At 45.8% G+C, this 19,984-nt stretch carries 13 protein-coding genes; 5 read left to right on the top strand and 8 right to left on the bottom strand.

The genetic code is table 11. From position 1 onward, the window contains the following. Positions 1-2: 2 nt before the first annotated feature. Positions 3-2,654 carry a hypothetical protein gene (locus FGQ85_RS02790; RefSeq protein ID WP_243128469.1) on the bottom strand — a complete coding sequence of 884 codons (2,652 nt, stop codon included), beginning with the start codon at positions 2,652-2,654 and terminating at the stop codon, positions 3-5. A 1,126-nt stretch (positions 2,655-3,780) separates the two neighbouring features. Here FGQ85_RS02790 and FGQ85_RS02785 point away from each other — a divergent pair. Continuing rightward, positions 3,781-5,190: an amidophosphoribosyltransferase gene (locus FGQ85_RS02785; protein WP_087166597.1), complete on the top strand. Its 1,410-nt coding sequence runs from the start codon at positions 3,781-3,783 to the stop codon at positions 5,188-5,190. Between the two features lie 46 nt (positions 5,191-5,236). Here FGQ85_RS02785 and FGQ85_RS02780 read toward each other — a convergent pair whose 3' ends face one another. Further along, a complete protein-coding gene (locus FGQ85_RS02780; protein WP_087166596.1) occupies positions 5,237-7,531 on the bottom strand; it encodes a hydratase in 2,295 nt (764 codons plus the stop codon). 104 nt (positions 7,532-7,635) lie between these two features. Next, the gene (locus FGQ85_RS02775; RefSeq protein WP_138372595.1) at positions 7,636-8,739 is read right to left on the bottom strand and encodes a helix-turn-helix domain-containing protein; all 1,104 of its coding nucleotides are present in this window, start codon (positions 8,737-8,739) and stop codon (positions 7,636-7,638) included. 163 nt (positions 8,740-8,902) lie between these two features. On the opposite strand from FGQ85_RS02775, the gene dltA reads away from it, so the two are divergent. From dltA to dltD, 4 genes are read left to right on the top strand one after another with little or no spacing between them, the layout of a single operon-like run. Beyond that, a complete protein-coding gene (dltA, locus tag FGQ85_RS02770) occupies positions 8,903-10,432 on the top strand; it encodes a D-alanine--poly(phosphoribitol) ligase subunit DltA (protein WP_138372594.1) in 1,530 nt (509 codons plus the stop codon). After that, on the top strand, positions 10,429-11,589 hold the full coding sequence (gene dltB, locus FGQ85_RS02765; RefSeq protein ID WP_087251864.1) for a D-alanyl-lipoteichoic acid biosynthesis protein DltB: 1,161 nt from the start codon (positions 10,429-10,431) through the stop codon (positions 11,587-11,589). The genes dltA and dltB overlap by 4 nt, the downstream gene beginning before the upstream one ends. Before the next feature lie 18 nt (positions 11,590-11,607). Beyond that, positions 11,608-11,844 (top strand): D-alanine--poly(phosphoribitol) ligase subunit DltC, encoded by a 237-nt coding sequence (dltC, locus tag FGQ85_RS02760; RefSeq protein ID WP_087166592.1) that lies wholly within the window; start codon positions 11,608-11,610, stop codon positions 11,842-11,844. Then, positions 11,841-13,016, top strand: a complete 1,176-nt coding sequence (gene dltD / locus FGQ85_RS02755) for a D-alanyl-lipoteichoic acid biosynthesis protein DltD (RefSeq protein ID WP_138372593.1) — start codon at positions 11,841-11,843, stop codon at positions 13,014-13,016. The genes dltC and dltD overlap by 4 nt, the downstream gene beginning before the upstream one ends. Positions 13,017-13,208: 192 nt before the next feature. Here dltD and pcp read toward each other — a convergent pair whose 3' ends face one another. Genes pcp through FGQ85_RS02730 form a run of 5 tightly spaced genes read right to left on the bottom strand, consistent with a single transcriptional unit; the run spans position 13,209 to position 19,837 of the window. Next, entirely contained in the window at positions 13,209-13,853 is a 645-nt protein-coding gene (gene pcp, locus FGQ85_RS02750) for a pyroglutamyl-peptidase I (protein ID WP_087166590.1), read from the bottom strand. Positions 13,854-13,873: 20 nt separating this feature from the next. Further along, positions 13,874-14,860, bottom strand: a complete 987-nt coding sequence (locus tag FGQ85_RS02745) for a peptidase (protein WP_087166589.1) — start codon at positions 14,858-14,860, stop codon at positions 13,874-13,876. 24 nt (positions 14,861-14,884) lie between these two features. Next, a complete protein-coding gene (locus tag FGQ85_RS02740; RefSeq protein WP_138372592.1) occupies positions 14,885-15,832 on the bottom strand; it encodes a DUF979 domain-containing protein in 948 nt (315 codons plus the stop codon). 15 nt (positions 15,833-15,847) lie between these two features. After that, positions 15,848-16,549 (bottom strand): DUF969 domain-containing protein, encoded by a 702-nt coding sequence (locus tag FGQ85_RS02735; protein WP_087166587.1) that lies wholly within the window; start codon positions 16,547-16,549, stop codon positions 15,848-15,850. A 30-nt stretch (positions 16,550-16,579) separates the two neighbouring features. Continuing rightward, positions 16,580-19,837: a M14 family metallopeptidase gene (locus FGQ85_RS02730; protein ID WP_243128468.1), complete on the bottom strand. Its 3,258-nt coding sequence runs from the start codon at positions 19,835-19,837 to the stop codon at positions 16,580-16,582. Positions 19,838-19,984 lie beyond the last annotated feature (147 nt).

The following is a 19,984-nucleotide window of genomic DNA, read 5'->3' as shown; positions in this document are numbered from 1 at the left end:
CTTTAATGTTTGAAATCATCCTCTTTCAGAATAATTCTGTCAGTTTCATCTGTGCTCTTTCCAAATACCCTCTTCATCAGATGTTTTACATTCGCTTTCTGGGAATGGGCAATCGCGTCATCCATGATCTCCTTCACTTCAGCTACTGTCACAAAGTGGTCTTCTTTCTGAAGTACATCAATACGGCTGTAAAGAGCAAGAATTCCCATTTCATCAATCCGGTATCCGTTTTCTTTTGCATATGTCTGGCCGAACGTAACAAGCTCATCATTGATAAAGATCGGAAGTTCCACACGGGAAGTAAATTTTCTGCGGAAGTCCGGATACTCAGAAAGCATCTTCTCCATCGGACGTCTCTCATCTTCCAGAATAAACAGCATCTCTCCGGTCTGCTCTTCCATTAATCCTGTCAATTCATCAATGGTTTTATCATTCATTTTACTTGCTTTTTCAATAATCAGCGCACCACCGCTGAGCTTCTGGATAATACTGATCAGGTTCTTCTTATTCAGTGCGTCTCCGGTGATAATCGCAACCTTGCCCTGCTTCATCCTGCGCTGCTTCTGAATCGCTTTTACAATATCAACCGCAAGTACAGTCTTACCGGATCCTTTGTGTCCGATTACAAGAATATTTCCTGTTCTGGAAGTTCCATACCGCTTTCTGCAGTTTCTATCCTGCTCGAGAACATCGACAAGCTGCTCACTCATTCCACGGATCGGTACAAAATAGGAGAACAGTTTTTTCTGCTCCTCTGTCAAACCAAGCTTCAGACCGATTTCACTTGTTGCGCTCAAGTCATATCTTCCCTGAACAATAAATCCTGTATCAAAGGAAGATCCGCCGGAAGATCTGGAGTCTTCGTCTTCATCCGGTTCCTCGATTTCCAGAACCTCTTCTTTTTCCGGCTCCTGTTCCGCCGCTTCCTCTTCCTCTTCTTCCTGATCTGACTCTTCTACCTCTTCTTCATAGTCAGAATCATCCTCTTCAAAATCGGATTCTTCGTCCTCATACTCCTCTTCCATGGACTCCTCTTCAGCGTACTCGTCCTCGTCGTACTCCTCTTCAGCGTACTCGTCCTCGTCATACTCCTCTTCAGCGTACTCGTCCTCGTCGTACTCCTCTTCAGCGTACTCGTCCTCGTCATACTCTTCTTCGGCGTACTCGTCCTCGTCGTACTCTTCTTCGGCGTACTCGTCCTCGTCATACTCCTCTTCGGTATACTCGTCCTCGTCATACTCCTCTTCGGCGTACTCGTCCTCGTCATACTCCTCTTCGGTGTACTCGTCCTCATCATACTCCTCTTCGGCGTACTCGTCCTCGTCATACTCCTCCTCAGCGTACTCGTCTTCGTCGTGCTCTTCTTCGGCGTACTCGTCCTCAGGACTTTCTTCTTCGACAGATTCATCCGGTTCTGTTTCAGTTTCTGTCTCTTCTTCTGTCTGATCTTTCATCGACTCGGAAAGTCTTGCAAGAGACTCTGTCGTGCCGCCGACAGCCTCTTCTCTTTCTTTTTCTTCCGCTTCCATCTCGCTGAGAAGTCTTTGAATATCTTCTGAAAGTATCGTCGCTGTATCCTTGGAAACTGTTTCCTGCTTTGCTTTTTCTTCCTCTGCTTTTGCCTCTGCTTCGCGCCGTTTTTCTTCAATAACGGCTGCATTTTTCCTTTGTCTTTCTTCCCATTGACGAAGGATCTCTTCTATTTTCATCTGGCCTGTTTCGTACACGTCTCCCTCTCCTTTTTCGAACATCTGCTTCACTTCTGTTATCGTCTTATTTCCTCCGACAGCCATTCCAAGCAGAAAGGCTCCTGTCAGCGCTTTTGAAGAATCTGCTTTCAGAATCAGTGTTTCTCTTTTCCCCTGGTCCTGAAGCATCGAAATCACCTGCTCAAAATCTACTGTCTTTTCCGGTTCTCCCTGAACCTCTTTCTGATTTTCCGCCGGAATCTCCTCAACCTTTACCTGCTCTTCTTTTTCCGGCTTCCTTGTCTGTGCTTCTTCCACAGCGGCAGTCAGGTTTCCGGATTCTTCCTCATTCCCCGCTTTTCGATATTTCTTTTGTTGCTGCGGCGTCAGAGGTTTATATTTCATTTTCAGTTCCATCGCCTTTTGTACAAAAGCTCCGTCACTGAACCACAGAATCAGATCGTCACACTCTTCGAGGCACTCGGTTGTCATTCCCGCCTGATCGTAAAGCTCTGCAAGCTCATATGCCCATTTTTCAATATATTCCGCTTTTTTAAATTCTTCCAGCACATGAATCTGTTCTTTAATCGGGGCGTTCTGCGCCTTTAAAATCTTATACTTCAATATGTACTGGTTCGGATCCTTCGGAGCCATACTCACAAATTCGTCATAGCAGTCCAGCGCTTCCTCCGTCTCCCCCAGCCGAAGCGCCAGAGTCCCCAGGCGGTATACAATCTTCCTGCTCCCCGGACTTCTGTCATATGCAATAAAAAGGATCTCTCTGCTCTTCTGATACTCCCCGGTATATTCGTAAATTTCACTTACAGTACAAAGCATTGACGCATTTTTTACTCGCTTCCAGTCGATCGTATCTGCGATCTCCTTTGCCTTGTCGTAGGATCTTGTCTGGACGTACTTCATCATTTGTTCCGTTTTTTCACGATACTCGTATTTATCCAATGTCATTCACCTCATTAATTACTTGCTTTTGCAGCGATTCCTTACCAGCCTTCTATACGCAAGAATGATATATCTTTTCATTTTCTTAGTGTATCATACCAACCTGTCAATGTCAAAAAAATGGGAGTGTTTTTTTCTTAATTATTACAAAACTATTACGCAAAAAAAGTAGCCATTATAACGTTTTTTCTTATAATGGCTACTCTAACTATTCAATTTTTTCATATTCTATATTCTCTTACCGGAGGAATCTTTCTTTTGATCTACCGGTTCCCAAAAGCCTTTTTTATTTTATATTCGATATATAACTCAAAGTCTCTGATTAATTTTCCGCTAATGTAATCTTTGATCTCAGATCTTCTACTTCCTTTTATAATGTATTTAATTTTGTTGACTTTTCGGATCTTCTGCCAATATATCAGATTCATATAACTTAGAGAAACTCTCTTTCTTATTTCAATCTTCTTATGGGTTCTGCTCCTTGGCTTCCTCCCCTGTTACTATCCGCATACTACGTCTTCATTCATCAACTCATATTAAATATAAAATAAATGGTTAATAAAATTTCTGATGGTTATGCGATGTTTCTTTACACATCTTCTAACTCTTTGAACTATTGACTGATGTGGTATCATCCTCAATATGTCTTACAGATCTTTCAATCACAAATTCCAGTTTCTAACAACTCCGATATACTTTGTATACTCAACTATTTACTGGATTGATTTATTGATAAAGGCTTTCATCATGGGAACCTTCATCTGTAACACCACTAACATATTGAGTTTTGAATTCCGTATTGTCCAATGGTAAAAGCCCTCCTTTTCTAAATTTCCAATTCTGAAAGTGAAACAACTTCCAGTTTTCAAGAATCCCTTTCTCGTCAGGTTTCTTTTCTTTTGGATTGATTACACTATAGCATCCCGCCTCCATTTTGTCAATACTTTTCTTTTATATTTTTTATTTTATTTCATTCTTTGATTCTAATTGTGCTTATTGTCTGATTTATTTATATTTTTCATTCATTTATCTATTTTTAATTTCCTCTTCATTTACCGGTCCATCCGTGCTAAACTAAATTAGTATTGTCAATGTAAGATTGTTTTAGAATGGGAAAGGAGAAATACACACTATGGGCGGATTTTTTGGCGTAGCTTCAAAAAATGAATGTGTACTTGATTTATTTTACGGGGTAGATTATCATTCTCACCTCGGAACACGAAGAGGCGGTATGGCAACTCACGGAGAGAATGGATTCAGCCGCGCAATCCATAATATTGAAAATTCCCCGTTTCGTACCAAATTTGACAAAGATCTGGAGGAGCTGAAGGGAAATCTGGGTATTGGCTGTATTTCCGACTTCGAACCGCAGCCTCTGCTGATCCAGTCACATCTTGGCAGCTTTGCTATCACTACAGTCGGCAAGATCAATAATCTTGATTCACTTTTGAACATGATTTATAATGATGGACATTCTCATTTTCAGGAGATGAGCACCGGGCAGATTAATGCCACAGAACTGGTTGCTTCCCTGATCTGCAAAAAGGATTCGATTGTAGAAGGAATCCGTTATGTACAGTCGATCGTGGACGGTTCCATGACTCTGCTTGTCATGACTCCGGAAGGTATCTATGCGGCACGTGACCGTTACGGACGCACTCCGGTTGTCGTCGGAAAGAAAGATGATGCATACTGTGTTTCTTTTGAGAGTTTCGCATATATCAATCTCGGATATACCGATTATAAGGAACTGGGACCTGGTGAGATCGTCTATGTAACACCTGAAAGCGTGGAAACAGTCGGACAGCCTTTTGAAAAAATGAAGATCTGTTCCTTCCTCTGGGTTTATTATGGATACCCTACTTCTTCCTATGAGGGAGTCAATGTAGAGGAGATGCGCTACAAATGCGGAAGCCTTCTTGCAAAAAGAGATGCCGGAACCGTTACTCCTGACATCGTTGCAGGCGTCCCGGATTCCGGAGTGGCACATGCCATCGGTTACGCAAATGAATCCGGTATCCCATATGCCCGCCCGTTCATTAAATATACACCTACCTGGCCGCGCTCTTTCATGCCGACCACTCAAAGTCAGAGAAATCTGATCGCCCGCATGAAATTGATTCCGGTGCAGGCTTTAATCGAAGACAGAAAGCTGCTTCTGATCGATGATTCCATTGTCCGTGGAACACAGCTGCGTGAGACTACTGAATTCCTTTATCAGAGCGGTGCCAAGGAAGTGCATGTACGCCCTGCATGTCCTCCGTTGTTATATGGATGTAAGTATCTGAACTTCTCAAGATCCAAATCCGAACTGGATCTGATTACACGCCGGATTATCCGCGACTGGGAAGGAGATGCTTCCCCGGAAATCCTGGCTGAATACGCAGACCCGAACAGTGACCGGTACCAGAAGATGCTGGATGAAATCTGCCGTCAGCAGAATTTCACCTCTCTTCGTTACCACCGTCTGGATGACCTGATCGAATCCATCGGAATCGACTCCTGCAAGCTCTGTACGTACTGCTTCAACGGAGAAGAATAAAGTAAAAATGAACCCCGTCCGGCTCCCGGACGGGGTTTTCTGCTGCTTACCAGCCTCTATAATAATTGATGAGACATCCTTTCATAATGATTTCCCGTTCTGTATCTGTCAGCGCGCCAAGATGAAGCGTGATCTCTTTCAGGCCGCCGTCCACAACATAGGCTTTTACTTCTTCTGCTTTGCTTTCAATCACTTTGCGGATTTCCGGAACAAAGATATAGTCGCCGTTTTTAAACGGAAGGGCTTTGTGGTCTTCCTTTGTAATAAATGGAAGCATTCCCCAGTTGATCAGGTTGGAGCGGTAACGCTTCGTCGCATATTCGCTTGCGATGTTCGCCCATCCTCCAAGCACCTTCTGGCATGATGCCGCCTGTTCTCTTGCAGATCCGTCTCCCGGCTTCACTGCAAAGATCGTGCTTCCGATACCAAGGTTTCCTTCTCCCACATTCTGGAACTGTTCTCTCACTTTTGCCATCACAGGTTTGAGTTCTTCCAGTACTTCCAGCGGACAAGTGTGTGCCTCGATTGCTTTCTGGGCCTTCTGCACCTCTTTTGCACGCCCGACATATGCCGGATCCTTTCTGGAAAGCGCAAACTCCGCAAGTCCAAGCGGATTGGACCGGTAAGAGGAAGTCTCTCCTGACGGAATCAGCTCATCTGTCGTCGTTACCGGATCATGGATCTCTGAAACAACCTTTAACAATAAGTTTTCCGGAAGCGCCGGCATCTGCGGCCAGTCCTTGATGTTTGGACCAAACTGGATCGCTGCGTCCGGATCTGCTTTTCCGTGGCTGTCAAAGACACGGTTCGCATAAATGGAGGCATCAAAATGATAGGTCGGATTTTTATATTCCACATCGAGATCGGTCGCCGGTGTCAGATATCCTTTATTGGCGGCTGTTGCTGCAATGGATCTTGCATCCATCAGCGCCACAGAAGAAATCTGACCGTTCTGAAGCTTGGATCCTTCTCTGTTCGGGAAGTTTCTTGTCGTATGACGGATACTGAACGCATTATTTGCCGGAGTATCCCCCGCGCCAAAGCAAGGTCCGCAGAATGCTGTCTTAACAACCGTTCCTGCCGCAAGGAGATCTGCGACAGCACCGTTTTTCACCAGTTCCATGTAAATCGGAGTACTTGCCGGATACACACTGAATGTAAAGGCATCGGAGCCGATGTTCTTCCCGCGGATAATGTCCGCCGCGGCACAGATATTCTCAAATCCGCCTCCGGCACATCCTGCAATGATTCCCTGCTCCACGTAGAGTTTTCCGTTTCGTATTTTATCCTGCAGTGAATATTCCACCGCATTGTCAAGGCTTACCTTCGCTTTTTCTTCCACATCATGAAGAATATCCTTTAAGTTTGCATTAACTTCTTCGATCGTGTAGGCGTTGCTCGGATGAAACGGCATTGCGATCATCGGGCGGATGCTTCCAAGGTCTACATAGACCATTCCGTCATAATAAGCGGCTTCTCCAGGATTCAGCTCTTTATAGTCTCCACTTCTTCCGTGGATCTCATAGAACTCCCGGATGGTGTCATCCGTCTTCCAGATCGAAGAGAGGCAGGTCGTCTCTGTCGTCATAACATCAATGCCGATACGGAAATCCGCACTCAGCTTTTCAACGCCAGGTCCCACAAACTCCATCACTTTATTATTCACATAACCATTCTGGAACACCGCTTTGATAATCGCCAGAGCAACATCCTGCGGGCCGACTCCTTTAACCGGCTCTCCGTCCAGATAAACTGCAATCACTTCCGGCATCCGGATATCATATGTCTTGCTGAGAAGCTGCTTTACAAGCTCCGGTCCGCCTTCCCCTACTGCCATTGTTCCAAGAGCGCCGTATCGGGTATGACTGTCAGATCCCAGGATCATCTGACCGCCTCCGGCAAGCATTTCTCTCGCATACTGGTGGATGACAGCCTGATGAGGCGGTACATAGACGCCGCCGTATTTTTTGGCACAGGTCAGTCCAAACATATGGTCATCCTCATTGATCGTGCCGCCTACAGCACAGAGGCTGTTGTGGCAGTTGGTAAGCACGTACGGAATCGGGAACCGCTCAAGTCCGGACGCTCTTGCTGTCTGGATGATTCCGACAAACGTAATGTCATGTGACGTCAGTTTGTCAAACTTGATATTCAGATTTTTCATATTTCCTGAAACATTGTGGGCTTTCAGAATTTCATAGGCGATCGTCTGCGCCGCCGCCTCTTCTTTTGTAACCACACGTCCCGTCTTTGCTTTCAGCGCCTCGGCAGCTTCCGGTCCGTCTTCTATGATATCTTTACCATTCAGTAAGTAGACTCCATTTTTAAATAACTTTATCATACAGGCAAGTACCTCCTTCATTTTGTACTTTTCTCATTTTAGCACATTAAAATAACAGAGACAAGCTGTAATACCTGTCTCTGTGTTTTCCCTGTTTATAAACTTTATTGATTCATAAATTTCATATGCTCTGATACCATCATCGCGATTTTAAATGTCAGAGCGTCCTCAAACACCCGCACATCCAGACCTGTCAGCTTCTGAATCTTTTCCAGCCGGTACACGAGCGTATTTCTGTGGATATAGAGTTGTCTGGCCGTCTCGGAGATATTCAGATTGTTTTCGAAGAATTTGTAAACCGTGGAAAGTGTTTCTTCCTCAAACTCGGATACATCCCTGTCCCCGAAAACCTCTTTCAAAAACATCTCGCACAGAGAGAGCGGAAGCTGATGGATCAGCCGTCCTATTCCCAGTTCGTTATAAGCAAGAATATTCCTGTCCGGATAGAAAATCCGCCCCACATCCAGTGCCATGCCGGCCTCTTTGTAGGATTTTGATACATCCTTCAACTCGTGGATCATCGTACCGTAAGACACCCGGATATTAACCATTGCCTCAGCAGATACCGTATCCGCGATGCTCTTGGCGCTTTCAAACACTTCCCGGTATCCATCTGTCTCTTCCAGCGCCTTGACAAGAATCACACTTCCCTCATCCACCGCAGTTACAAAATCTTTCATGCCGGACGCGTACATTCCTTTCATCGTTTCAAGAAGCATCTGATTATCTTTGGCCCTGGCCTCTACAAGATAGACCACTCTCTTCTGATCGTTTTCGATATGAAGCTTCTTTGCCTGGTTGTAAACATCCACAAGAAGCATATTATCAAGAAGAAGATTCTGAAGAAAACGGTTCTTGTCAATCTTTTCTTTATAGGCACGTATCAGCCCCTCCATCTGTTTAACGCCGAGGCGCCCTACAATTTCCGCCTTTTCTCCGCTCATGTTTTCTATATTTAATATGTAAGCAGGTTTCTCCTCATCACACACAAGGAAGAGGGCGTATCCTGTGCGGATCTCTTCGAGTCCCTGAAAGATCTCTTCTTTTTTTATCTCTTCGAGAAATGCCTGAATCCTCTCGCCCGCATTCATACTCTCTGTCCCTGCCTGTATAATGCGATGTCCGTCCATTGCCCACACAGAACAGGAACCCCCTGCTATATTTTCTATTTCTGATATTGTTCTTTGCAGTACCTGATTTGACAACATGATGTTTTCCTCCATTCATTGGAATAATTATATCAAAAAAAGTGGAAAAGTAAATGAGGATTATTAAGATTTGTTGAATGTTTTCTTACTGTTCGCGAAATCATATTGACTTTTCAGGGCGGTTCTTTATGATACTGGTAAAGCACTACAGGAGGGAAAAGTTATGAACATTTTATACGAAATCAATCAGACAGCCGTCCGTTTTCCGGACCGCGCTGCAATGATATCCGGTGAAGAACGTTTAAGCTACGGAGATCTCTGGAAATATTCTGATCTTCTTGCCGCGGCTCTTCAAAGGCTCTGTAAAGATGACAGGACTCCGATTCCTGTCTACGGACATAAAAGCCCGCTGATGCTCATCTGCTTTCTTGCATGTGTAAAATCAGGAAGAGGATACTGTCCGGTCGATGTTTCTGTACCATGGTCCCGTACCATGCAGATCATCGAAAGCATTCAGCCGCCTTTTGTACTGGCCTGCGAAGATCCGGAGGATAGTTCCAGCACCGTTTCCTTTATCAGGAAAGAAGAAATTCAACATCTGATGCAGGAAGAATATCCGGAGGAGCAATTACAATTGTCCCCGGTTTCCGGCGAAGATCTTTTTTATATGATTTTCACTTCCGGGAGTACCGGAAGCCCGAAAGGCGTTCAGATCACTTCTGACTGTCTGAATCATTATCTGGAGTGGTCTGTCGGCCTTGGTACCTCAAAAAAAGATAAAGAAGGACACATCTTTTTAAACCAGGCACCGTTTTCTTTTGATCTTTCAGTCATGGATCTGTACACGTGCCTGGCCTGCGGCGGAACATTGTATCCTCTTACAAAATCGCAGCAGTCCGATTTTCGTCTCCTTCTTCCGGCACTGGCCGCATCCCGGGCCTCCGTGTGGGTTTCTACGCCGTCTTTCGCAGATATGTGCCTTCGGGATCCGAATTTTGACAGTTCACTGCTTCCGCAGATCAGCCTGTTTTTATTCTGCGGAGAAACGCTGACAAACCGGACCGCACAAAAGCTGGCCGGACGGTTTCCGGATGCTGTCATCATGAATACATATGGGCCGACAGAATCCACGGTAGCAGTGACGGAAGTTCAGGTCACACCGGAACTTACAGAAACGGAAATTCCGCTTCCTGTCGGGCGTCCAAAACCGGGAACATGGATTGAAATCCATTCCCCGGAAGGGGCGCGTCTGACCGATGGAGAAAGGGGCGAGATTGTTATTCTCGGAAACACGGTCAGTCCGGGATATTTCCGGCGGCCGGACCTCTCAGAACCTGTCTTTTTCACCGTCTCCAAAAACGGAAATACAGTCCGCGGATACCGGACAGGAGATGAGGGTTATATAAAGGATGGCATGCTTTACTACTGCGGACGCATTGATCTTCAGATCAAACTGCACGGATACCGGATTGAACTCGGAGATATCGAAAGCAATCTTTTGAAGCTTCCCGGTATTAAAAACGCTGCCGCTGTCGCGAATATGCGGGATGGAAAAGCAAAAAGTATTACCGCTTTCCTTGTCAAGGAAGATGTCCCGGAAGATGAGTTTGCAGAATCGCTGCGCATCAGACAGGATTTGAAAGAATACCTTCCGGATTACATGATTCCCAAAAAAGTGATCTTCCTTGACCAGCTCCCGATGACGGCCAACGGAAAAGCTGACCGGAAAGCTCTGGGAGGGATGCTTTCATGAGTTTTTTTGACAATTATCAGTTTTTCTGTGTCCTTATTCTCATTCTTCTTCCGGCATTACTGCTCGGTATTCTGGAGCAGCCGCTGAAATGGTACTCTACTGCCGCAACCATTTTATTTACCGCTCTGGCCTTTTTTTCAAAACCGGAGCAGGCAGCTTACCTGATTCTGTTTTTTATAATCGAACTGACTGTTGTAAAAGGGTACATGGCCTTGCGTGTTTCCAGAGACCGGAATGTCCGGGTGTACAGGCTGGCACTGTTTTTGAGTATTCTGCCATTGATTCTCAGTAAACTGGCCGGACTGTGGGGAGAATCCATCTTTGCGTTCCTTGGAATTTCCTATTTGACATTCCGGTGTGCCCAGATCATTATCGAGACCTATGACGGATTGATTACCGAAATGTCTGTCTTTGATTTTACAGCCTTCGTGCTGTTCTTTCCGTCTCTTAGTTCAGGTCCTATCGACCGGAGCCGGCGGTTTCTGGAGGACCTGAACAGTATCCGGCCCCGCAGAGAGTACCTGGCGCTTGCCGGAGAAGGCATATTTAAAATTCTGCTTGGACTGATTTACAAGCTGATTCTTGCCTCTGTGTTCTTTAAAGGCATGGGAATGGTTGACGGTGCCCGCACATGGTACTATGTGATTTTCTATGCGTACTGCTATGGATTTTACCTGTTTTTCGACTTTGCCGGGTACAGTCTGATGGCAGTCGGCACCAGCTATCTTCTTGGCATCCGGACTCCGGACAATTTCCGGCGGCCGTTTCAAAGTATTGACATTCAGGAGTTCTGGGACCGCTGGCATATTACACTGTCCCACTGGTTCCGGGATTTTCTCTTTTCCCGGTTTATGATTCAGTCGATCCGGAAAAAGCGTTTTAAAAACAGGCTCAATGCAGCCTGTGCAGGTTTTCTTGTCAACATGCTTGTCATGGGTCTGTGGCACGGCGTGACGCCATCCTATATCCTGTACGGATTTTATCATGGCGTTCTACTGGCCGCTACGGAATGGTACAAGAAAAAATCAACCTTTTACAAAAATCACCGTCAGAAACGGTGGTACCGTTTCCTGTCGTGGCTGATCACACTTCAGCTCGTAATTTTTGGTTTTTATATCTTTTCGGGCAAGTTTGTATGGCTGCTCGGATTATCATAATTTTGGAGGGAATATACTATGAAAGAAACACTGTTTGAAATTTTGGAAAGAATCTGTGAAGATGATATTGTAAAAAGCAACCCGGACATTGATCTGTTTGAAACCGATCTGATGGATTCGCTTGGATTTGCAGAACTGCTTGCAGATATTGAGGACGAACTCGGTATCCTGATCGCCCCGTCCGAGGTAGACCGCAGTACCTTTAACACACCAAACCGGATCCTTACCTATCTGGAAACAAGGAGTGCATCATGAAACGGTTACTGGCATTTTTCCTTGCCGCTGCCCTTACACTGACTTCGGCAGCCGGGCTGCATTTTCTGGCAGAGCGCAGGGTATATGCCGACGGAAATGCATTCGCCTCCTGGTCCGGAGACGGAAAATTTCCGGCCAGGGAAGCTATTTTAAAAAACCTGGATGAAAATACAGTTCTGACATTCGGCTCTTCCGAGTTTCAGTACGGCGTGAAAACACCTTATCATCCGGGAAAGATTTTCAAAGACACAAAATTTCATATGATGCTGATCGGTGCCGGCTATTACCAGTCTCTCAGCCATGCCATCACACTAGCATCGCTGGGAGAACATGCAAAGACAAAGGAAGCGGTTCTTTTCCTTTCCCCGCAGTGGTTCCGGAAGGCAGGTGTACAGCCGGAGGCTTTCACCTCCCGTTTTTCAGAGTCCCATTACATCGCAATGCTCAAAAACAACCATCTGCGCAAAAATGTCAAGGACTACATGATCAAACGCTCCCATGAACTGCTTCGGGTCGATCCTGCTGCCCGGGAACGTGCAGACCTTTATAACCGTGTACTCTACACTCAGGACGCTTCCATGTCCGACCGTGTCAACTACCGGATCTACACGAGGTTCCTGAAAGAAAAAGAACTGCAGACCGCTGTCATGCAGATGGTAAAGGACAATGTTCCAAAAGCATCGTCCAAAGAAAAAACGGATCAGGATCCGGATTTTGCTTCCCTGTTAAAACAGTCCATTAAAGATGGAGAGGCACAGAATCAGGGAAATCCGTTTTATATGGACAACAGTTCCTACAAATGGAAAGTCCGTCCATTCATGAAAAAAAAGAAAAACCAGAGTCTGAATGGAAGTTACAGCACCTCGCCGGAATATGACGATCTCAGATGTTTTCTTGATGTCTGTCAGGATCTTGGAATCCGTCCTCTGCTCGTCATGATGCCGGTTAACGGATACTGGTACGATTATACCGGCTTCCCAAAAGAAGCAAGGGAAGACTACTACCAGAAAATCCGCTCCGTGGCCGCCGAGTACAATGCCTCCATAGCAGATTTCTCCGATCAGGAATACACAAAATACTTCTTCGAAGACGGAGTCCATATAGGTAAGAAAGGATGGGTGATGATCAATGAAAGCATTTACAGATTTTATCAGAAAACTGAAGAAAAATAAATTTGCCGCATTCGCAGGGTGGACGGCTGTATTTTATGCAATGCTCATGATACTCTACCTGTATCTCATGTACGCCAATCTGTCCACCGCACCAAAATTTGTCTACAATATGTTCTAATATTAATTTTTTACCAATTTATAAGGGACGGGTTCCTGCGCACCGGAACACGTCCCCAATGAAATCTTTTTTATTTAGTGTGTTTCGCCCATTGCTTTCTGCACATCTTCTTTGTTTGTCACTGCGGCTTCGATGCCGTATTCCAGAGCTTTTGCTATCATTTCCAGGGACATAAACGGTGTGCCGTTTGCCTTGTCCACAACCTGTCCGCTTTCAAATGGTACATGTACAAATCCGGCTCGGATTCCAGGATATTTTTTCGCCGCAAGATAAAGCACATTGTACATAATGCAATTGCATACATAGGTTCCTGCTGTATAGGAAATGTGTGCCGGAATTCCATGGGCTCTCATATTTTCCACCATTGCTTTTACCGGAAGTGTGGAAAAGTATGCAGTCTCGCCGTCTTCGCGGATTGGTTCGTCAAATGGCTGTTCTCCGTCGTTATCCGGGATCCTTGCTTCTTTCAGGTTGATCGCAACCCTTTCTACTGTCATACAGGAGCGTCCGCCTGCCTGTCCGACATCCAGTACCATGTCCGGCTCGTATTTTTTAATTGCCTCTTCTACAACCTCTGCACTTCTTGTGAATACGGTCGGAATTTCAATTTTGATAATTTCAGCTCCTGCGATTGTATCCGGAAGCAGTTTCACTGCCTCATATGCCGGATTTACTTTTTCTCCCCCAAATGGATCGAATCCTGTCACTAATACTTTCATTGTACTGACCTCCTTATACCTTAATATACATTTGGTTCCGGCAAGATAATCTTGCCTTCCTGCATCAGCTGCCTGTTGTCCGCATAGATATCCGGTTCCAGGCATACAAGATCAAAATGCCCTTTGGCATTCTGTACACCTCCAAGGGCAAGATTCCGGCCGAGTCCGATATGGAATGTTCCATAGGCTGACTCGTCCTCGATATAGCAGTCTCCCACACACCGGGAGTACGAATTCAGGCCGATGCCGAATTCACCGCCAATATAGATCCTGCTGTCCTTGTAAGCTTCCATATAGTTTTTCAGCCGGATTCCGGTCGGCGTCTCTTCGATTTTTACAATGCGCCCTTCCCGGAATTCTATTCTCGTAACTTCTTCTGCTTTCCCAATGTACCCAAGTGATCCGTCCAGCATCATGATGCCTTCCGTCTTCGTCTCCTCAATCGGTACATAAACCTCGATACTGGCCGAGGAATATCCTTTGCCGTCTTTGACCACACCGTTGAAAAACCCCGGATTTCTGCCCTTTTTCCCCATCTGCAGGTCGGTACCCGCAGGAGTGGTTACGTGAATCCGTGACGAATGACGGAGGTATTTCATAATAACCTCCGCCATCAGCCGGCTTTTCTTTGTATCCATCATGAGGAAATCAAATTCCAGCATGGATTTTCCATTGTTTGTCGAAAGGGGCAGGGACAAAAATTTCTTATGACGGCTGATTGCGCGCTTCGCAGCTTTGGTTGTCACAAGCGAATATTCCGTTGCCGCGATGATCGCAGTGTAAGGATCAAAAATTTCTTCATTTTCGTCAAAAAACACCCCTACATACCGTCCTTTATTCTCTACCAGAAGTGTATTCACCGATCTGGCCCTTTTGACTGCCTGCTTTCTGAGTTCCTGCGCTTCTGCCCTGTACTCTTTGCTTGTCACAATCAAAAGTTTGTCCCAGGGTTTTATTCTTACCCAGTTTTCAATAATAATACGGGCTCCCCGCTCAATGTCACGCATCCCCCTGTGCCGTCCTTATATTACCTATTTAAACATAATCATGTAGCAGATCTGTACTACAAGCATGATTGCTGCCACAACAACCTGATTCTTAATAACACCCCAGCGGTCTTTCATATTCAGAATAGCCACCGGAACGATGTTGAAGTTCGCAGCCATTGGTGTACAGAGTGTACCACAGTAACCGCATGTCAGAGCAAGCATTCCGATGATAACCGGATCCGCACCGTACGCAAGTACGAATGGTCCGCCGATACCAACGGTAATAACCGTGATAGCCGCGAAAGCATTTCCCATGATCATGGTGAAGAGCACCATTCCGATTGCGAAAATGATGATACCAAGGTTGACATTTCCTTTTGGTACTACATTTTCTACGATACCGGCGATTACTTCGCCGACTCCGGCCTCCGTGAAGATACCGCCCAGAGCTCCAAGGAGCTGAGGAAGCATACACAGAGGTCCCATCATGGACAGAAAACGTTCAGATCCTTCCAGGAATACTTGCGGTTTATTATCCGAAGAGTAGGCTCTCAGAATAATCATGGAGATGATAACACCTACCGTAACACCTACCATGGAGCTGATGTTTGTAAATAACGCGAATAAGAGAGAACATACCGCTACAGTAAGGGCAGGGATGAAGATCTTCATACCGATCTTCTGGTACTGTCCTTTTGTGTATTCTTTTGTCGGGGCATTTGTCTTTCCGACTTTTACACGTTTGAAAATCGGCGGCATACACATTACGATAACAAGCGCTCCGGATACCTTCGCCGGAAGCCATGTTCCGAATGCACAAACAATACCAAATGAACACCAGAATACCGCAGTACCGATTCTGGACGGATTTTCTTTGTCGAGCAGATTTTTGATACCTGCAAAAATTGTAATCAGACCAATGATGATCCACACCGCTTCGCCAAGAACATTGGCAGGGCCGGCACCTATCTGTATAAACTTAAGATCCATGTATCTGTACCCCCTTTATTTCTTCTTCTCCGGTTTCGCCGCACTGGAACCATAGTATTTTTTCATCAGTTTCTTGTCTTTTGTGATGTAGTAGATACTTGCCACAACAAGTGCGATGATCGCAATCGGAAGTTCCGCGATTGCCAGTTCCACAAGTTCTACCTCGTATCCAAGAGACGCCAGTGTCGTCTGTACAAGGATACCGCCGGCACCTCCAACGAAGAGTACCTGGAAGAAGAACCATGTAATATTTTCCATACCGGATGCCATTCCTTTGATATCTTCCATATGTTCCTCATTCGGCTCATGTCCGTGGCTCTCGATGGCACCTTCTGTCATCGGAAGAAGTACCGGACGGATAAATCCGGCAACACCGCCGAATCCTACGTTAAACGCACCAAAGAATCCTCTGAGGATACCATACGCGCATACGAGCCTTCCGGCCGTAGCGCTTTTTACTTTTCTCATCAGATCCGCAGCCGCTTCACGCAGACCGTTCGCCTCCAGTACACCTGTTACAAGCAGGATCATAATAAAAATTGCCATGCTTCGGTTCGCTACAAAGTTTGTTCCAAGTGTTTCAAGAAGTCCGTCAATTCCAAGACCTCCTGCAAGAGCGGTCGTCACTGCCGCTAAAAAGATAATAAGGATGGAATCCAGTTTCAGCGCAAATCCGAGCACTACAATCAGGACACCAATCAGTTTAATATACTCCATAGATTTTCCTCCTTCTTTCTTTTGAGTCTTTTACTTGTATACGATCATCGGCCGACGTCTCCGATATCGTGCAGATATACTGCCGTCTTCACATCTCATGCTGCATTCATGAAGAAGTTCTGCTTCCATCAGCATCTGAATCGTCACCTCATCATGTGCCACATGAGCTCTTGCGCACAGATTCAGATATTCATCCTGCGCAGTCTCATCAGCTACTTCACTTGTATATGATACGGTTGTAATCCACGGGAAGCGGATCGACGGATATTTGTGTGCCGGATCTGCCGCATATGGAATCCAGTAGTTAATCATATTTTTATAGTAGTTGGCCGGGAAAAGCTTCGGCATCCATGCATGTGCATATTTCTCAAACTGAGCGCTCCACTCTTTGTTGAGTGCCGTCATCTCCTCGTCCTCTGCGATCTTGTCCGCAATCACATCTTCCATTTTCTTGTTGACCGGATAGTTATCTTTGTACGCCTCATCCGTCACATACCAGAAATATCCGTAAAGAAGTGATCTTGGAAGCCAGAATCCTTTGTAGGAAGGGGATGTATATCCCGAGAACTGCTGCTCCCATTCATGGCTTGGCACTCCGTGATTGTCCACAATCATATCCGGCGCGTACCGTTCATACAGCCTGCTCAGTCCCATCGCTTCGGAATGTATCGTATCCTGATGGAAGTGTTCGTGGAAGAATTCCTTACCAAGGGCATTGAATCTTGCCACATGGAACTTCCAGTACGGATGCTCTTTCTGAAGCTCATAATGAATTGCCGCTCCGTCTACATTTTCCATCGGGACAAGGATCAGATTCAGCTTCTCCGGAAGATCCCTGTATGTCTCATCGGTCAGCAGCTTCTTTAACAGAATGAACGATGCGTTCGTGCTGGATACCTCATTTGCATGATGCCTTGCGTTGATAATTTCAGACGGACACTTTGTCAGACGTTTCGTCATGGAAAGATATCCTTCCCGCTCCGGTTTCAGCCAGATCGCATAGAGCTCTCTTCCTGTGTAGGACCTTGCGGTTCTGAATACCTCGATTCCAGGAACATGTTTCAGTTCTTCTATGATCGCCATACACTGTTCATATCCGATCAGCTCTTTCTCATGGAGATCGATGTCCATAATACATTTATCCTTGACCGGCGGCTCCTGTGCCGGAACTGCCGCCTCAATCACGCTGCCGCTTTCTGTAAGGAAACGGACAGCTGAAATATTATACCAGCCTTCGGTAATTTCCAGCACACCCTTCTCCATAAGATCTGCGTAGGCTTTCAGGAATTCATCCGAAACACCTGCCGTCCGGATGTCCACACAAAGTTTTCCGTCTTTTGCGGAAAGTCCGGTTACTTTGAAGGAAACTTCCTCACGCATCCTCTGGCTTACAACTGCCTTGCCGTCTTTTTCAATACACGGCTTTTCTTTCGCTTTTTCAAATACGGTTACCTTGAATACCGGTCTTCCTTCTTTCTGATGAATAGATGGAAGAATCAGTCCCGGCGCGTCCAGCATGACGCCGATATTCTGAACTCCGTAGTTCTTAAAATAGTCGCTTCCGGTAAAATACATATCCTCATGCAGAGCATCCAGCGACGAAATCAGGTCTTCTCTGCATCCTACACGGTAATCCGGTTCGCTGACTGTCACATCCAGAAGAAGCTCCTGGAAAAACGGCTGCTGCTCCGCTGTGACTGTTCCGCCGGTCTTTTCCTCAATATACTGCTTACACTCCGGAAGGACTTTTGCCTGGAACGTATCCCATACTTCCTCCAGATCAGTCCGGATCTTCCTGAAAAGCATCTCCTGCTCATTAATCCACACGCGGATATATCCGGTTGCCGGATGTACCTTGCCCATCTGCGGATATTCATCCAGATACGGGCGTTCCGAACACTGTGCTTTATATGTATTTTCATAGCAGAGCGTCTCATCCTGATATACTTTGCAAAGGTAGGTAAGATCTTCCGCGCCTTCATATGGAAGAAATACAACCGCATCTCTTTCCACTCCCAGTTCTCTTACAAGTACATCTTCAATCGGATACAGCTCCTGCAGATACCGGATCGGCAGATCATACCATTTGTCCGGGTTGTCCGCCTGAAGATTGTGGTAGGATGGTGTCGCCCCGTTTTCATCCAGCCATTCTGTTTCCCCTTCCGGCAGAAACGGCTTGAAATAAATCTCGATTTTGTCCGGTTTCTTTTCCTTTACTGCAGGAATTACGATCTCATCGATCCAGGAAAATCCCTGCTTGTATGCACAGATCAGCTCTGTCCGGACTTCCGCTGCTCCAAGGCTTTTTGCTTTTTCTTCCATCCGTGTTCTCATCCGGCTGCGGACAGTCTGATCTTCACTGACCGCACCCTCTATCCGGATACTGTCTCCGTTTTTAATCAACGGATAAACCTCTTTTTCCAGTATTTCCTCAAACGTCTCTACTTCCCACGGAAGCTCATAGACCTTTTCATATGCTTTCTTTCCTGCTTTATAATTTTCAAAAGTAACATCTGTAAACAGTGCCTTCTGATCTTCACGAAGTTCCGGCGAACCGTATACCGTGCAGCTGCCGCTCTCTTTCTGCTTCAGCATCTGAAGCGCCGCGATCTGTCCATCCCCATTCCGCAGAACCGCGTCATCGCACATATCCATCAGAACATCACGGAATGTTTTCCATCCGCCTGTTCCCGGAAAATTCTCACAAATCAACGAAGAAAGCTCCTCCAGCTCTTTCCCTCTTCCCCTGAGGTAAACCTTCATAACCCCATCGGACTCTTCCATCGTCATTTCCGCCTGGTCTGCTTCTTCCAGAATGATGGCATTTCCGCCGTAACCTTCTTCTGCCGTGATGCCGCCTTCATACCCCGTTGTCTCCATACCGAGACGGAAAGCAATGTTGCAGGCTGCAATCATCATGGATGCATCCGCGTCTTCAGGCAGCTTAATTTTCACATCGAGTCTGTCCGGAAGAAAATCATAATCTTCATCCTTCAGAAACGGTCCTTTTCCAAATATTGTTTCCAGTCCTTTTTCCTTTCGGAAATCCAGGTCAAACATTGGTTCCGGATGCCCTTCTGCCGTTTTATAGCCATCCGGGACTTCCGGCTCTGACAGCTGATACAATGCCTGCAGTTCCTCTTCCGTTTTCGGAGCAGGAATTTCTCCTTTCACTCCCGCAACCGGAAAAGCTGCCGCTTCTGTCTGAAATCCTAACAGAAGGGCCGCTTCCAAAGCAAGCTTTCTCTCTTCAGTTGTCATTTGATTTCGTATCTCTAGTTTCTCCATAGATGTCACCTCCCAAATCCTTTGGAATTCAAATTATAAAAATTATATTAAGAATTTATCACAGTAAAATGCGAAAGTCAACATTCACACAAATATTTTCAAAATTCCCAGCATTTTCTATGTAATTTTTCATAAAATTTGTTTATT

This window comes from Pseudoflavonifractor sp. BSD2780061688st1 E11 (genome assembly GCF_005844125.1).
Taxonomy (GTDB): Bacteria; Bacillota; Clostridia; order Lachnospirales; family Lachnospiraceae; genus Sellimonas; species Sellimonas catena.
This window is presented reverse-complemented; position numbering and strand designations above follow the sequence as displayed.

What these genes read in the sequence shown, in the direction of transcription:
- FGQ85_RS02790 (WP_243128469.1), bottom strand. Translation starts at nt 2,654, where the DNA reads ATGACATTGGATAAATACGAGTATCGTGAAAAAACGGAACAAATGATG.
- FGQ85_RS02785 (WP_087166597.1), top strand. Translation starts at nt 3,781, where the DNA reads ATGGGCGGATTTTTTGGCGTAGCTTCAAAAAATGAATGTGTACTTGAT.
- FGQ85_RS02780 (WP_087166596.1), bottom strand. Translation starts at nt 7,531, where the DNA reads ATGATAAAGTTATTTAAAAATGGAGTCTACTTACTGAATGGTAAAGAT.
- FGQ85_RS02775 (WP_138372595.1), bottom strand. Translation starts at nt 8,739, where the DNA reads ATGTTGTCAAATCAGGTACTGCAAAGAACAATATCAGAAATAGAAAAT.
- dltA (WP_138372594.1), top strand. Translation starts at nt 8,903, where the DNA reads ATGAACATTTTATACGAAATCAATCAGACAGCCGTCCGTTTTCCGGAC.
- dltB (WP_087251864.1), top strand. Translation starts at nt 10,429, where the DNA reads ATGAGTTTTTTTGACAATTATCAGTTTTTCTGTGTCCTTATTCTCATT.
- dltC (WP_087166592.1), top strand. Translation starts at nt 11,608, where the DNA reads ATGAAAGAAACACTGTTTGAAATTTTGGAAAGAATCTGTGAAGATGAT.
- dltD (WP_138372593.1), top strand. Translation starts at nt 11,841, where the DNA reads ATGAAACGGTTACTGGCATTTTTCCTTGCCGCTGCCCTTACACTGACT.
- pcp (WP_087166590.1), bottom strand. Translation starts at nt 13,853, where the DNA reads ATGAAAGTATTAGTGACAGGATTCGATCCATTTGGGGGAGAAAAAGTA.
- FGQ85_RS02745 (WP_087166589.1), bottom strand. Translation starts at nt 14,860, where the DNA reads ATGCGTGACATTGAGCGGGGAGCCCGTATTATTATTGAAAACTGGGTA.
- FGQ85_RS02740 (WP_138372592.1), bottom strand. Translation starts at nt 15,832, where the DNA reads ATGGATCTTAAGTTTATACAGATAGGTGCCGGCCCTGCCAATGTTCTT.
- FGQ85_RS02735 (WP_087166587.1), bottom strand. Translation starts at nt 16,549, where the DNA reads ATGGAGTATATTAAACTGATTGGTGTCCTGATTGTAGTGCTCGGATTT.
- FGQ85_RS02730 (WP_243128468.1), bottom strand. Translation starts at nt 19,837, where the DNA reads ATGGAGAAACTAGAGATACGAAATCAAATGACAACTGAAGAGAGAAAG.